Here is a 12,281-nt window from a genome sequence, read left to right as displayed (position 1 = left end):
TCGGCCTGGACGGACGCGTCAGCTCAGCCCCGGCCGGCCGAACAGCTCCGCGTACGAGGCCGGCAGCTGGGACAGCAGGTGGTTGACCTCGCCGCCGGAGACCGCGTCGGCGACGGTGGACAGCACCGCGCTGGCGTCCCACTCCGCGGTCCGCGGCCGCGCCCCCGTCCGCTGGGCCACGCGCCGCAGGAACTCCTCACGGCCGAGGGACTGCGGCCCCTCCCGCTCCTGGTGCAGTACGTCGTCCAGCGGGGCGGGCAGCTGCGCCGCCAGGTCGTCGGCCTCCTCGGGGGTGATCCGTGCGGCGAGCACCCCCAGCACCGCCGTACTGATGTCCTCGGCCTCCTCCTGGCTGCGGTACTCCCCGCGATCCCGGACCTGAGCCAGAAATTCCGCCAGCTTCACGGTGCCCTCCTGCTGTCCGTCCGCCGCGCGGCCCGTGTCCCTCGTGTTCCGGCTCCGGGTGCCCGTCGGACGGGCAGGGGAAACAGCGGGGAACGGGTTTCCGCTGGTGACCCGTGGTGGCCGCGGGTGTGGTGGGGAGGGGCGTCGGGTACTCGCCCGCTGGAGAGGTCCGCGGTCCAGGAGGCCGAGCGGGGAGCCGGCCCCGGTGGTCGGTGAGGGTGGAAGGAGCCGACAGGGCATGCAGTTCCATGACCGCAGGCACGCCGGGCGGGAACTGGCCGCGCGGCTGCGCATCCAGCAGGAGAAGGGGGCGCTCGCGCATCCGGTCGTACTGGCCCTGCCCCGGGGCGGTGTGGTGGTCGCCCGCGAGGTCGCCGACGCGCTCGAAGCGCCCCTGGACGTGCTCGTCGCCCGCAAGATCGGCGCACCGTCCCACGAGGAGGTCGGCGTCGGCGCGCTCACGGGCGACGACCCTCCGCTCTTCGACACCGGCGCCCTGGAACGGCTGGGGCTCAGCGAGAGCGCCCTGGCGGACGTGGTGGCGCGCGAGCGGGCGGAGGCGCGTCGCCGGGAGGAACTGTACCGGCGGGGCCGGCCCGCTCCGGACCTGCGCGAACACACCGCGATCGTCGTGGACGACGGTCTGGCCACCGGCTCCACCGCGCGAGCCGCGCTGCGCCGCGTCCGCCGCGAGTCGCCCGAGCGTGTGATCCTGGCCGTGCCGGTGTGTTCGCCCGAGGCGGCCGGTCTGCTGCGCGGGGAGGCCGACGAACTGCTGTGCCTGTGCCGGCCGGGCACCTTCCTCGCCGTGAGCCAGTGGTACGAGCGCTTCGACCAGGTCACGGACGAGGAGGTGCTGCAGGCGCTGCGGGAGGACTGATCACGCCGTCACACGCCGACGGGCCAGGTCTGTTCCTCCCGGCTGTCCGCGGCCAGGGGGTGGAGCGGGGTGAGCGCCCGGGTGCGGTCGAGGTAGCAGAAGGCGTCGTAGCGCTGGGCGAGGACGGTGGGCACGTAGTTGGCGACCTGCTCGACGTGCGGCCGGTAGACCACGCCGATCGCGCGGTGACCGTGCTCCTCGTGGAACCACTCGGCCGCCCGGCCGGCGGCCGGCGGATGCTGGAGCTGCACGTGGGGAAAGACGAACAGGGCCCGCTCGTCCGGCAGTGCTTGGTGCAGCAGGTCCTCCAGGCTGCCGGAGTGCGCCGGCGGCACGTCCATGATCCGCGGTACGCCGCCCCAGGCGTCCGCGGCGAGCACGGTCCCGGAGTGCGCGCCGAACCCGACCAGGACCACGCCCTTGCCCATGTGGCGTTCGCGCACCAGCTGGCCGACGTTGACCATGCCGGTGTCGGCCATGTCCGTGGCGCGTGCGTCGCCGATGTGGGTGTTGTGCGCCCACACCACCGCCTTGGCGCCGGGGCCGTGGTGGTCCATCAGCCGGTCCAGGGTGTCGGCCATGTGGTGGTCGCGGATGTTCCAGGACTGGGGCCCGCTGTCGACCATGGCCCGGTAGTAGCTCTCGGCTCCGGCCAGCACCTCGGCGTTCTGCCGGGCGGCGAACTCCGCGAGCGAGCCGTCCCCGGCGCCCGTCCCCGCGGACCGCCGCCGCAGCTCGGTGAGCAGGGAGACGACCTGCGGCTCACAGCCCTCGGGGAGGTACCGCGTGGACATGGCGTACGACTGCGGTTCCCCGGCGTACGGCTCGAAGCAGCGGTACGCCTCCAGGGCGGGCTCCACGCGGTCGGGGTCGTGTTCGCGCAGGTGGGCGAGCACCGCGTGCAGCGACTCCCAGAGGCTGTAGACGTCCAGCCCGAAGAAGCCGACACGCCGCTCGGGCGGCAGTGGCTCGTTGTGCCGGCGCAGCCAGCGGGTGAACGCGGCGACGTCGGTGTTGCCCCACATCCACGTGGGCCAGCGGCTGAAGCCGGCCAGCACCTCGCCGGGGTCCTCGGGCGCGCCCGGCGCGGCGACCACGGAGCGGTGCACGGCCTCGCAGTCCGGCCAGTCGCCCTCCACCGCGACGAAGGAGAAGCCCTTCTCCTGGATGAGCCGGCGCGTCAGCATGTCACGCACCTGGTAGTAGTCGGCGGTGCCGTGGGACGCCTCGCCCAGCAGCACGTAGCGCGCGTCGCCGATGCGCTCCATCAGCGGGTCGAGCGACGCCCGGTCTGTCAGCGGGAGGGCCTGGCTCCGGATGCCGGCCTGGTGGATGTCGGGCACGGCGTACCCCCATTTCCGCGGGTGCGGCACCGGGTTCCCGGCGCCTCACGCGCCGAAACGCGGGGAGCGCGCGAGGGCCGGGTCAGCGGGCGCAGCCGACGTCCAGCACCTCGATGGTGTCGCCGTGGACCGTGTACACCAGCCAGCACCACTCCCCGAACGCGGCCGCCAGGTCCGGTGCGTGCGTCCGGGCGTCGTGGGTGACCGCGTCGATGAGCGTGATGATCTCCTCGTGCGTGTCGTCCGGCACGTCGAAGAGCACGTTGGCGGCCCTCTGGATCATTTCGATTCTCATGGCACCCCCCGGACGAGCAGGAGCGGTACGGTCCGGCGAAGCCGGATGGTGCGGGCTGCGTCCCACGGCCGGGCAGAGCCCACAGGACCACCGTAAACCCACCGGGCCCGGGTCATGGACGGGTGTGCACCGCCGTTCGCTGTGCGCGTGGCAGCCGGACCCGGAAGACCGCGCCGCCGTCCCGGGCGTCGGCGAGGGTGAGGGTGCCGCCGTGGTGGCGGACGACATCGCGGGCGACGGCGAGTCCGAAGCCGGCACCGCCCTCGTCGCACGGCGACCGTGAGCGTCACGGTGTCCGGTGTCGCGGTCACCGACACGGTGACCGCGGTGGAGGCGTGCCGCTGGGCGTTGTCGAGCAGGTTGCCCAGCACACGGGCGAGCCGGCCGCGGCTGCCGCGGACCTCCGGCGCGGTGCCGGTGGTGGTGACGGCGGGGGTGACGCGGTCGGCCGGCGCGCGCCGGGCCACCTCCTCGCGCACCAGCGCTCCGAGGTCGACCAGCCCGTCGGCGGGGCGTTCGCCGGCGTCGAGGCGGGCCGGCAGGAGCAGGTCGGCGGCCAGGTGCTGGAGCCGTACGACGTCGTGCAGCAGGTCGGGGACGTCCAGCAGCCCGGGGTGCCGAGTTCGGCCTGAAGCAGGCCGCCGCCAGGGCCACGACGTCCGTGCCGGGCACGGTCACCGCCGTGGAGCTGAAGGGCGGCCGGGGCAAGCCGGCCTGGCAGATCGACGTCACCGACGCGCGGGGCACCGGGCACGAGGTCACCGTCGACGCGTCCGACGGCACGGTCACCCGGCCTCGGACCGACCAGGACGACGACGCCGACGACGCGGCCCGCACCACGTCCCCGAAAACCGGCATCACCAGGGCCGTGAACACGGCACTCACCGCAGTCGCCGGCACCGCGACCGCCGCCGAACTGAACGACGACCACGGCAGGCCCACCACCTGGCAGATCGACGTCACCGACGCGCGGGGCACCGGGCACGAGGTCACCGTCGACGCGGGGACCGGCAGGGTCGCGGCCATGGAGACCGACGACGACCACGACGAGGACTGACGGCACAGCCCGGGCGGCCCCCGGCGGCTGCACGGCCGATCCGTCGGGGGCCCGTGGGCGCGTGCCGTGTCGCCGGCTACCGGTCGGCGGGCTGGAAGCCGCGCAGGCGCAGGCTGTTGCCGACCACGAAGACCGACGAGAAGGCCATGGCCGCGCCCGCGATCATCGGGTTGAGCAGCCCCGCCGCGGCCAGCGGAAGCGCGGCGACGTTGTAGGCGAACGCCCAGAACAGGTTGGACCTGATGGTGCCCAGCGTCCTGCGGGCGAGCCGGATGGCGTCCGCCGCGACCCGCAGGTCCCCGCGGACGAGGGTGAGGTCGCCGGCCTCGATCGCGGCGTCCGTGCCGGTGCCCATGGCCAGGCCCAGGTCGGCCTGGGCGAGGGCCGCCGCGTCGTTGACGCCGTCGCCGACCATGGCCACCGAACGCCCCTCGCCCTGAAGGCGCTTGACCACGTCCACCTTGTCCTGCGGCAGCACCTCGGCGATCACGTGCTCGGGGTCGATGCCCACCTCGGCGGCCACGGTCTCGGCGACGGCCCGGTTGTCACCGGTCAGCAGGACGGGGGTCAGCCCGAGGGCGCGCAGCCGGCGGACGGCCTCCGCGCTGGTCTCCTTGACGGCGTCGGCGACTTCGAGGACCGCGCGGGCCTCCCCGTCCCAGGCGACCGCGACGGCCGTACGACCGACCGCCTCGGCGGCGTCCTTGGCGCGGCGCAGCCCGGCCGGCAGGGACAGGGCCCACTCGGTGAGCAGCTGCTCCCGCCCGACGAGGACGGCGTGTCCCTCGACGACGCCCTGGACCCCGAGTCCGGGGACGTTGGCGAAGTCCTCCGGGACGGGCAGCGTGCCGGTCCTGGCGGCGGCTCCGGCGGCGACGGCCTGGGCGATGGGGTGCTCGGAGGAGTGCTCCAGGGCACCGGCCAGCCGCAGCACGTCCGTCTCGGCCGTGCCCTCGGCGGTGTGGACGGCCAGCAGGGTCATCCGGCCGGTGGTGACGGTGCCGGTCTTGTCCAGGACGATGGTGTCGGCCTTGCGGGTGCTCTCCAGGACCTCGGGGCCCTTGATGAGGATGCCGAGCTGCGCGCCGCGCCCGGTACCGACCATCAGCGCGGTCGGGGTGGCCAGTCCGAGGGCGCAGGGGCAGGCGATGATCAGGACGGCGACCGCCGCGGTGAAGGCGGCGGTGAGTCCGGCGCCGTTGCCGAGCCAGAAGCCCAGGGTGCCGAGGGCGAGGGCGATCACGACGGGCACGAAGACGCCGGAGATCCGGTCCGCGAGCCGCTGGGCGGCGGCCTTGCCGTTCTGGGCGTCCTCCACGAGCTTCGCCATCCGGGCGAGCTGGGTGTCGGCGCCGACCCGGGTGGCCTCCACGACCAGGCGTCCGCCGGCGTTCAGCGTGGCACCGGTGACGGCGTCGCCGACGCCGACCTCGACGGGGACGGACTCGCCGGTGAGCATGGAGGCGTCCACGGCGGAGGAGCCCTCGATCACCCTGCCGTCGGTGGCGATCTTCTCGCCGGGGCGGACGAGGAAGCGGTCGCCGGTCCTCAGCTGTGCGACGGGCACGCGTTCCTCGCGGTCGCCGCGCAGTACGGTGACGTCCTTGGCGCCCAGTTCCAGCAGGGCCTTGAGCGCGGCGCCCGCCCTGCGCTTGGAGCGCGCCTCGAAGTACCGGCCGGCCAGGATGAAGGCGGTCACCCCGGCGGCGGCCTCCAGGTAGATGTTCCCGGCGCCGTCGCTGCGGGCGATGGTCAGCTCGAAGGGGTGGGTCATGCCGGGCGTGCCGGCCGTGCCGAAGAACAGCGCCCACAGCGACCACAGGAACGCGGCCGCCGTACCGACCGAGATCAGCGTGTCCATGGTGGCGGCGCCGTGCCGGGCGTTGGTCCAGGCGGCCTTGTGGAACGGCCAGGCGGCGTACGTCACCACGGGCGCCGCCAGTGTCAGCGACAGCCACTGCCAGTACTCGAACTCCAGTGCCGGGACCATCGCCATCGCGATCACCGGCAGGGCGAGGACGACGGCGGTGGTCAGCCGCTGCCGCAGGGGCCGCAGCTCGCCGGCCTCCTCCTGGGCGGGACCGGTGCCGGGTTCCGTCTCGGGGCGGACCGGCTCGGGTTCGCGCGCGGTGTAGCCGGTGGCCTCGACGGTGGCGATCAGGTCGGCGACGGCTATGTCCTCGCGGAAGGTGACCTTGGCCTTCTCGGTGGCGTAGTTGACGGTGGCCTCGACGCCGTCCATGCGGTTGAGCTTCTTCTCGATGCGGGCGGCGCACGAGGCGCAGGTCATGCCGCCGATGGCCAGTTCGACCTCGGCGGCACCGGAGGTGGTGGTGGACATGTCTGCTCCTCGCAGCTCCTTCGCATACCCCCTGGGGGTACCTGACAACGGCTCCACCATATACCCCCCACCTGTATGCGGCGCAAGGTGTGTCCGGATGCTAGGTTCGCGGGGGCGGGCCAGGGGGCCGGGCACCGCCGCCCATGACACCGGCCTCACCGCGCCCGCATGACCCACCCGTGACAGGAGCGACCGCGTGACCAGCCGAGTCCTGTTCGTCTCGCCCGGCATGAGCGCGTCGCTGCGGCAGGCCCGCTTCGACGACGGCGGGTCGCTCGACGAGGGCGGCACGGCGCGGGCCCGTGCGGCGGCCGGGTCGCTGCCCTCCGCGGGCCGTGTGCTGGTCTCCCCCAGCGTGCGGTGTACGGAGACAGCCTCGGCCCTGGGCCTGGAGGGTGTGCCGGCACCGGAGTTGGCGGGGCTCGATGTGGGCCGCTGGCGAGGCCGCACCCTGGACGAGGTGGGGGCCGTCGAGCCCGAGGCGGTGGGCCGCTGGCTCACCGACCCCGGCTGTGCGCCGCACGGCGGCGAGTCCGTCCAGGACCTGTGCGGGCGGGTCGCGCGCTGGCTCGCCGGCGCCCAGGCCGTGGAGGGCCGTACGCTCGCCGTGGTCGAGCCGGAGGTGGTGCGGGCCGCGGTGGTGGCGGCGCTGGGCGTGCCCGCCGAGGTCTTCTGGCGCCTCGATGTGCCACCGCTGACCGTGACCGGACTCAGCGGCCGGGCCGGGCGTTGGAATCTACGGCTGGGACGTCCGCTGTCCGCGCCGGAGCCCGACTGACCTTTCGAGACGGGTGGTTCAGGAGGCCGGGTTCCGGTGTCGGCGGAGCAGCGCCGCCAGCGCGCAGCGCAGGCATGCCGCCTCGGTGCCACCCTCCGCGGACGCGGCGTCGGGGCAGGCCGGCTCCGGCCGCTGGGCCTCTTCGCGGCAGGCGTCCCCGCGGGTGTCTATCAGCGTCTGAAGGTCGCGCAGGAGCCGTTCGGTGCGCTTCGCCTGCTGGGCGAGGACCCGCACCCGGGCGCTCTGGCCTCCGATCTGCCGTCGGCTGGCGACCAGCCGCTCGTACTCCTCCGGGGTGAGGGCGACCGCTTCGCGGCCGCCGAGGGTGATGCGGCGCGGCTGGGGGTGTCTGGCCACTCGGTTCCTCCGCTGATCGCCGGTGTCCGGGGAACGCCAGAGGGCCCCCGGATGGTTCCGGAGGGCCCTCTGTTGTCCGGAAGGAGTCAGCGCGCGGCCGGGACCGCTCCCCTCCTCGCGGCCGGCTCCGGCCTCGGGTTCACCAGCCGCTCCGCCAACTCGCCGAAAGCGAGGCCGAATCCGCCCCACAGGACGGCCTGGACGGCCAGCGCGGACAGGCGGAACCGCCACAGCAGGGTGGCCGGGAGGTCGCTCGGCACCTCGTTGACGACCGGGAGGAACGCGTAGGCGAGGCCGATGACGACGGCGAACGCGGCCACCGCGGCCACGGTCGCCCACCAGGTGCCCAGGACGGGTGCCAGGCGCTTGCCGAGGAGGGTGGCGCCGACCGCCAGCAGGACGCCGAGCAGCATCATCAGGAAGTACAGGGTGGTCCGCTTGCCGATGGTGTCGGGGTCGCCGACCGACGGCGGGTTGGCCGGGTACTTCAGGAACGGCACGACGTACACGGTGAGCAGCGCGCAGCCCGACAGCAGCAGCGCGGTCGCCCGCGGGCCGAAGCGGCCGACCCGGCCGAGCGCGAAGCAGAAGGCGAGTGCGGCGATGCCGCCGAAGGCGACCCCGTAGACTAGGACGCCGGTGGCGAGTCCCGCGGTGGACTGCAAGGAGCGCGAGACGACTTCCACCTCGTGCTCGTGGGCGTGGGCGTCCTCGAAGCCGATCGCCTTGTCGACGTTCGGTTCACCGAGGAAGTAGGCCGCGATCAGGGCGAGCACGCCGGCCGCGAGGCCGGCGAGCATGCCCCGTACGAGAAGGTTCCGTACGGTTGCGGAATTCATGAGTGAGCGGAGTCCCCTCGCGTCAGTGGCAGGGGAAACCGAGCAGATGGCGGGCGTCGTGCACCCATTCGTGGACGTCCGTGCCGTTGAACACGGAGGTGGCGCCCTGCTCGGCGCCGACGAAGTAGAGCAGGACCAGCATCAGGATGCCGAAGAAGACCGCCCAGGGAGCTACCGCCTTCAGCGGCAGCTTGGCGGGGACGGCGGGAGTGGTGGCTGTCGGCTGGGCGACGGTCTGCGCCATGGCAGAACCTCCTCTGGGAGTTCGCGTCCCATCTCGGTGGTGCACAGGACGACGGCCACGGGTCTGACTCACGAACACCCTTGCGGGTGGCGCATACAGTGGCGCGACCGTGCCGGATTCCCACCGGCTTCCGTCGTACCGTCGTCGATATCGCAGAGACCGTACCGCGCGACCGGCCTCCGGCCAAGACCGCCTCCGGCCGGGTGATCTTCCTCTCGTGCCGGACGGAGGACTGCCGGGAAAGGCGTGCCTGCCGGGGAAGGCGTGTCCGCCCCAGGCTCAGGGTTCCCCGTGCCGGCGCGGGGGCGTGAAGGCGTACAGGTCGAGGATGTCCGGGCGCGGTGCCACGCCGGGGCCGCCGGCGCGCACCCAGCCGACGATGTCCTCGGTCGCCTCCGGGTCGTTGACGAGCCCCAGCCAGACGGGCCGCGCGCCGGCGGCCCGGCCGGCCGTGGAGGGCTGTACGACGATGACGTTGGCCTGGTCGCACACGTCGAGGCAGTCGGAGATGCGCACGGGCACCTCCGCCCGCAACCGCGCGGTCTGCGCCGCGTGGTCGCCGGTCACCTTGGGGCTGCCGCAGCAGCAGTCCCGGCACACGACGACCCGGCAGGGCACCGGTGCGCCCGCTGTCCCGTCCGTCGGCCTTTCGGACACGCCCACCCATCCCCTCCCCGGCAGATCCGGGCGATCCGGAAGGTCCAGGAGACCCCGGGATACCCGGGGGACCCGGGAGATCCGCCCCGCCGTCTCCTCACGTCGCGGTCATCATGTCATCCCCGGGTGACACCCCCGTCACCCGGACCCACCGTACGGAAGGGGCTACGGCGTCACGGCGCGAGCAGCAGCACGTTCGCGCGGGACTTGGCGGCCTCGTGACGGCGGGCTACGTCCTGCCAGTTGACGACCTGCCACATCGCCTCGATGAAGTCCACCTTCTGGTTGCGGTACTGCAGGTAGAAGGCGTGCTCCCAGGCGTCGAAGACCAGGATCGGGGTGGCGCCCTGGCCGACGTTGCCCTGGTGGTCGTAGACCTGCTCCACGATCAGGCGCCCGCTCAGCGGTTCGTGGGCGAGCACGCCCCAGCCCGAACCCTGGGTGGTGGCCGCGGCCTTGGACAGCTGGGTCTTGAAAGCGGCGAAGGAGCCGAAGGACTCCTTGATCGCCTCGGCCAGCTCGCCCACACCGTCGGCGGCCAGGGGCTCGCCGCCGCCCTCCTTCGGGCCGGTCATGTTCTGCCAGTAGATGCTGTGCAGGATGTGCCCGGAGAGGTGGAAGGCCAGGTTCTTCTCCAGCCCGTTGACGGAGCCCCACGCCTCCTTCTCCCGCGCCTCGGCGAGCTGCTCCAGGGTGTCGTTCGCGCCCTTCACGTAGGCCGCGTGGTGCTTGTCGTGATGCAGCTCGATGATCTCCGGGCTGATGACCGGCGCGAGCGCCGAGTAGTCGTAGGGAAGCTCCGGGAGCGTGTACAGCGCCATGTCCAACGTCCTCCGACATTATTGCGAATGACTTGCAGGTGCACGTTAACAGCAGGAGATTCTGACTGCCGATCAGCCCTTGGTCCTAGGACCCGCCTCGCCCCCCGACACCCCGGTCGGTCGCGGATCACTCTCACGAGGGATGGGCGCCGTCACCCGAAATGAGTAATGACGGAGCGTGTATCCCTTGTCCCCACTGGGTCGTCCCCCGTTCGGAGTTGCAGCCGTACGAGGGACATGAGTCCGTTGGTGTCGTGTCCTTCCGGCTCTCACCACAGGAGGAGACAGTGGGCACCAACGACAAGGGCCAGACGGCCGACAAGCTGAGCGTCGTTTTCGCGGTCCGTGTGATCGAGGGCGGCGAGCAAGGGTTCCTGGACCTGTACGAGCACCTTCGGAAGTCCGTGGCCAGCACCCCCGGCCACATCGTCGAGCGGCTCGGCGAGCCCGTGGACGACTCCCGTCAGTGGGTCATCACCAGTGAATGGCGGTCGGCCGAGGACTTCTTCGCCTGGCAGCAGAGCGCGGAACACCAGGAACTGGTGGCCCCGCTGCGCCAGTGGGTCGACCAGCGGCAGTCGATGCGGTTCCGCGTCGTCAAGGAGACCAAGGGGGTGGCGTCATGACGCCCCCCGTCCACGGCCCCGTGGCCGTCCTCGGCCTGGGCACGATGGGCGCCGGACTGGCCGGTCGCCTCCTCGACCAGGGGATACAGGTCCGGGTCTGGAACCGTACCCCGGAGCGGGCCGCGCCGCTCGCCGAGGCGGGCGCCTACGTGGCCGCCAACCCCACCGACGCCGTCGCGGGCACGAGCGCCGCCCTGTGCGTCGTGGCCGACGGACAGGCCCTCGGCGCCGTACTGCACGGACCGGGCGGCGTGCTGGCCGAGGGCCCCTACCCCGGCGTCCTGATCTGCGCCAGCACCGTCGCCCCGGAGGAGGTCGTCCAGATCGCCGGTGAGGTCCCGGCGGTCCTGGACGTCGGCATGCTCGGCAACCGTGACCACGCGCGCGGCGGAGAGCTGCGGCTCTTCGCCGGCGGCGAGCAGCGGGCGTTCGACACCGCCCGCCCGCTGCTCCAGACGCTGGGCAAGGAAGTGGTCCATCTGGGCGCACTCGGTTCCGGCATGCGGATGAAACTGCTCCTCAACCTGCTGATGGGCATAGAGGTGCAGGCGCTGGCCGAGGCCACCGAACTGGCGGACGCCTGCGGCCTCGACCGGCAGCTGGTCCTGAGGACCATCGCGGGCAGCGGATTCGCCTCGCCGGTGATGGCGTTCAAGTCCCGGCGGCTGGCCTCCGGTCGCTTCGAGCAGCCGGACTTCCGGCTGCGGCTGATGGCGAAAGACCTCATGCTCGCTTCCAAGCAGGCGGCATCAGTCGGCCTGACCCTGCCGCTGGTGAACGCCGCGGCGGAGACCCACGTCCGTGCCACCGAGCAAGGACTGGGCGACCAGGACTGTGCCGCGGTCACCCGCGCACTCGCACCGAAACCGGGAACCGACACGTGATCATCGACATCCACGGGCATCTGTCCCCACCCGAAGCGGCGAAACGTTTCCCCATGCCGCCGAGCCTGACCGACGTGGACGGCATGCTCGCCGCGCGCGCCGAGGCCGGGATCGACCTCACCATCATCGGCAGCCCCGTCGGGGCCGGCGCGATGGCGCGGGTGCCGGGCGTGGACAACTACGCCCAGCCGCGCGACCGGCTGCGCGCTTTCCACGCCTGGATGTCGGGGCTGATCCGCAGGTTCCCGGACCAGTTGCGCGGTTACGTGTACGCCAACCCGTTCGGCGACGACGATCACCTCGAAGGGGTGCGGGAGACCCTGGCGGACCCCGCCTTCGTCGGTCTGATCACCACGTCCAGCGTGCACGGCGAGCTGCTCGGCTCGCCGCGCGCCGACTCCTTCTTCGCGCTCGCCGCGGAGGCGGGGGTGCCGGTTCTGGTGCACGCCCCGGCCGAACCGGTGGGAACGGAGCGGGTGGACGAGATCGGCTTCGTGGAGCAGATCGGCCGCTTCGGCGATGTCACCCTGGGCATGGCCATGATCGCGTTCGCGGGATGGCTGGACAAGTACCCCGGTCTGCGGCTGATCGGCGCGACCGGCGGCGGCGCGATGGCGCTGCTGCCGGAGCGCCTGCAGACGGCGGCGGGGGGGGGGGGGGGGGGGGGGGGGGGGGGGGGGGGCGGGGGGGGGGAGGGGGGGGGGGGTGCGTCCCGAGCGAGCACAGTACCCCCCCCGGAGGAGGCTTGGCATGG

Annotated in this window: 15 protein-coding genes, 1 pseudogene and 1 riboswitch; of the genes and pseudogenes, 6 read left to right on the top strand and 10 right to left on the bottom strand. The window is 73.0% G+C overall.

Features of this window, described 5'->3' with window-relative positions; genetic code table 11:
• Window positions 1–18 precede the first annotated feature (18 nt).
• Complete coding sequence (locus tag ACZ4U1_RS37580; RefSeq protein ID WP_467908663.1) at window positions 19–405, bottom strand: DUF2267 domain-containing protein; 387 nt, start codon at window positions 403–405, stop codon at window positions 19–21.
• A gap of 238 nt (window positions 406–643) precedes the next feature.
• Here ACZ4U1_RS37580 and ACZ4U1_RS37575 point away from each other — a divergent pair, with 238 nt between their 5' ends.
• Complete coding sequence (locus ACZ4U1_RS37575; RefSeq protein ID WP_467908662.1) at window positions 644–1,285, top strand: phosphoribosyltransferase; 642 nt, start codon at window positions 644–646, stop codon at window positions 1,283–1,285.
• An 8-nt stretch (window positions 1,286–1,293) separates the two neighbouring features.
• Here ACZ4U1_RS37575 and ACZ4U1_RS37570 read toward each other — a convergent pair whose 3' ends face one another.
• The 3 genes and pseudogenes from ACZ4U1_RS37570 to ACZ4U1_RS37560 all read right to left on the bottom strand — a co-directional run.
• Entirely contained in the window at window positions 1,294–2,628 is a 1,335-nt protein-coding gene (locus ACZ4U1_RS37570) for an erythromycin esterase family protein (protein ID WP_467908661.1), read from the bottom strand.
• An 82-nt stretch (window positions 2,629–2,710) separates the two neighbouring features.
• The gene (locus ACZ4U1_RS37565; protein ID WP_467908660.1) at window positions 2,711–2,911 is read right to left on the bottom strand and encodes a hypothetical protein; all 201 of its coding nucleotides are present in this window, start codon (window positions 2,909–2,911) and stop codon (window positions 2,711–2,713) included.
• Between the two features lie 124 nt (window positions 2,912–3,035).
• Window positions 3,036–3,540, bottom strand: a pseudogene (locus ACZ4U1_RS37560) (sensor histidine kinase); the annotation flags it as partial.
• An 11-nt stretch (window positions 3,541–3,551) separates the two neighbouring features.
• Between ACZ4U1_RS37560 and ACZ4U1_RS37555 the strand changes: the two are divergent.
• Window positions 3,552–3,980 carry a PepSY domain-containing protein gene (locus tag ACZ4U1_RS37555; protein WP_467908748.1) on the top strand — a complete coding sequence of 143 codons (429 nt, stop codon included), beginning with the start codon at window positions 3,552–3,554 and terminating at the stop codon, window positions 3,978–3,980.
• A gap of 76 nt (window positions 3,981–4,056) precedes the next feature.
• On the opposite strand, the gene ACZ4U1_RS37550 is transcribed toward ACZ4U1_RS37555, so the two are convergent.
• On the bottom strand, window positions 4,057–6,321 hold the full coding sequence (locus ACZ4U1_RS37550; RefSeq protein ID WP_467908659.1) for a heavy metal translocating P-type ATPase: 2,265 nt from the start codon (window positions 6,319–6,321) through the stop codon (window positions 4,057–4,059).
• A gap of 196 nt (window positions 6,322–6,517) precedes the next feature.
• Here ACZ4U1_RS37550 and ACZ4U1_RS37545 point away from each other — a divergent pair, with 196 nt between their 5' ends.
• Window positions 6,518–7,099: a histidine phosphatase family protein gene (locus tag ACZ4U1_RS37545; protein WP_467908658.1), complete on the top strand. Its 582-nt coding sequence runs from the start codon at window positions 6,518–6,520 to the stop codon at window positions 7,097–7,099.
• 18 nt (window positions 7,100–7,117) lie between these two features.
• Here the strand turns inward: ACZ4U1_RS37545 and ACZ4U1_RS37540 are convergent, their stop codons facing one another.
• From ACZ4U1_RS37540 to ACZ4U1_RS37520, 5 genes are all read right to left on the bottom strand, one after another.
• Window positions 7,118–7,456, bottom strand: coding sequence for a hypothetical protein (locus ACZ4U1_RS37540; RefSeq protein WP_467908657.1), 339 nt, complete (start codon window positions 7,454–7,456; stop codon window positions 7,118–7,120).
• Window positions 7,457–7,542: 86 nt separating this feature from the next.
• Window positions 7,543–8,295, bottom strand: coding sequence for a CbtA family protein (locus tag ACZ4U1_RS37535; protein ID WP_467908656.1), 753 nt, complete (start codon window positions 8,293–8,295; stop codon window positions 7,543–7,545).
• 22 nt (window positions 8,296–8,317) lie between these two features.
• Window positions 8,318–8,539 (bottom strand): CbtB domain-containing protein, encoded by a 222-nt coding sequence (locus ACZ4U1_RS37530; RefSeq protein ID WP_467908655.1) that lies wholly within the window; start codon window positions 8,537–8,539, stop codon window positions 8,318–8,320.
• Between the two features lie 36 nt (window positions 8,540–8,575).
• A riboswitch (cobalamin riboswitch) is annotated at window positions 8,576–8,697 on the bottom strand.
• A gap of 121 nt (window positions 8,698–8,818) precedes the next feature.
• Window positions 8,819–9,196 (bottom strand): (2Fe-2S) ferredoxin domain-containing protein, encoded by a 378-nt coding sequence (locus ACZ4U1_RS37525; RefSeq protein ID WP_467908654.1) that lies wholly within the window; start codon window positions 9,194–9,196, stop codon window positions 8,819–8,821.
• 173 nt (window positions 9,197–9,369) lie between these two features.
• Window positions 9,370–10,017: a superoxide dismutase gene (locus ACZ4U1_RS37520; RefSeq protein WP_467908653.1), complete on the bottom strand. Its 648-nt coding sequence runs from the start codon at window positions 10,015–10,017 to the stop codon at window positions 9,370–9,372.
• Window positions 10,018–10,304: 287 nt separating this feature from the next.
• Between ACZ4U1_RS37520 and ACZ4U1_RS37515 the strand changes: the two genes are divergently transcribed.
• The 3 genes from ACZ4U1_RS37515 to ACZ4U1_RS37505 all read left to right on the top strand — a co-directional run.
• Window positions 10,305–10,643 carry an antibiotic biosynthesis monooxygenase family protein gene (locus ACZ4U1_RS37515; RefSeq protein ID WP_467908652.1) on the top strand — a complete coding sequence of 113 codons (339 nt, stop codon included), beginning with the start codon at window positions 10,305–10,307 and terminating at the stop codon, window positions 10,641–10,643.
• Window positions 10,640–11,527 (top strand): NAD(P)-dependent oxidoreductase, encoded by an 888-nt coding sequence (locus ACZ4U1_RS37510; protein WP_467908651.1) that lies wholly within the window; start codon window positions 10,640–10,642, stop codon window positions 11,525–11,527. Before ACZ4U1_RS37515 ends, ACZ4U1_RS37510 begins: the two co-directional genes overlap by 4 nt.
• Window positions 11,524–12,281, top strand: a 758-nt coding sequence (locus tag ACZ4U1_RS37505; RefSeq protein WP_467908650.1) for an amidohydrolase family protein, incomplete at its 3' end; no start/stop codon positions are given. The genes ACZ4U1_RS37510 and ACZ4U1_RS37505, both read left to right, overlap by 4 nt.

It is taken from the genome of Streptomyces sp. NPDC028928, assembly GCF_055564915.1.
The sequence above is the reverse complement of the archived record's forward strand: the minus strand, read 5'-3'. Positions and strand labels throughout refer to the sequence as shown.

Coding starts and splice junctions, on each gene's coding strand:
- ACZ4U1_RS37575 (WP_467908662.1), top strand. CDS start 644: ATGCAGTTCCATGACCGCAGGCACGCCGGGCGGGAACTGGCCGCGCGG.
- ACZ4U1_RS37565 (WP_467908660.1), bottom strand. CDS start 2,911: ATGATCCAGAGGGCCGCCAACGTGCTCTTCGACGTGCCGGACGACACG.
- ACZ4U1_RS37550 (WP_467908659.1), bottom strand. CDS start 6,321: ATGTCCACCACCACCTCCGGTGCCGCCGAGGTCGAACTGGCCATCGGC.
- ACZ4U1_RS37535 (WP_467908656.1), bottom strand. CDS start 8,295: ATGAATTCCGCAACCGTACGGAACCTTCTCGTACGGGGCATGCTCGCC.
- ACZ4U1_RS37530 (WP_467908655.1), bottom strand. CDS start 8,539: ATGGCGCAGACCGTCGCCCAGCCGACAGCCACCACTCCCGCCGTCCCC.
- ACZ4U1_RS37520 (WP_467908653.1), bottom strand. CDS start 10,017: ATGGCGCTGTACACGCTCCCGGAGCTTCCCTACGACTACTCGGCGCTC.
- ACZ4U1_RS37510 (WP_467908651.1), top strand. CDS start 10,640: ATGACGCCCCCCGTCCACGGCCCCGTGGCCGTCCTCGGCCTGGGCACG.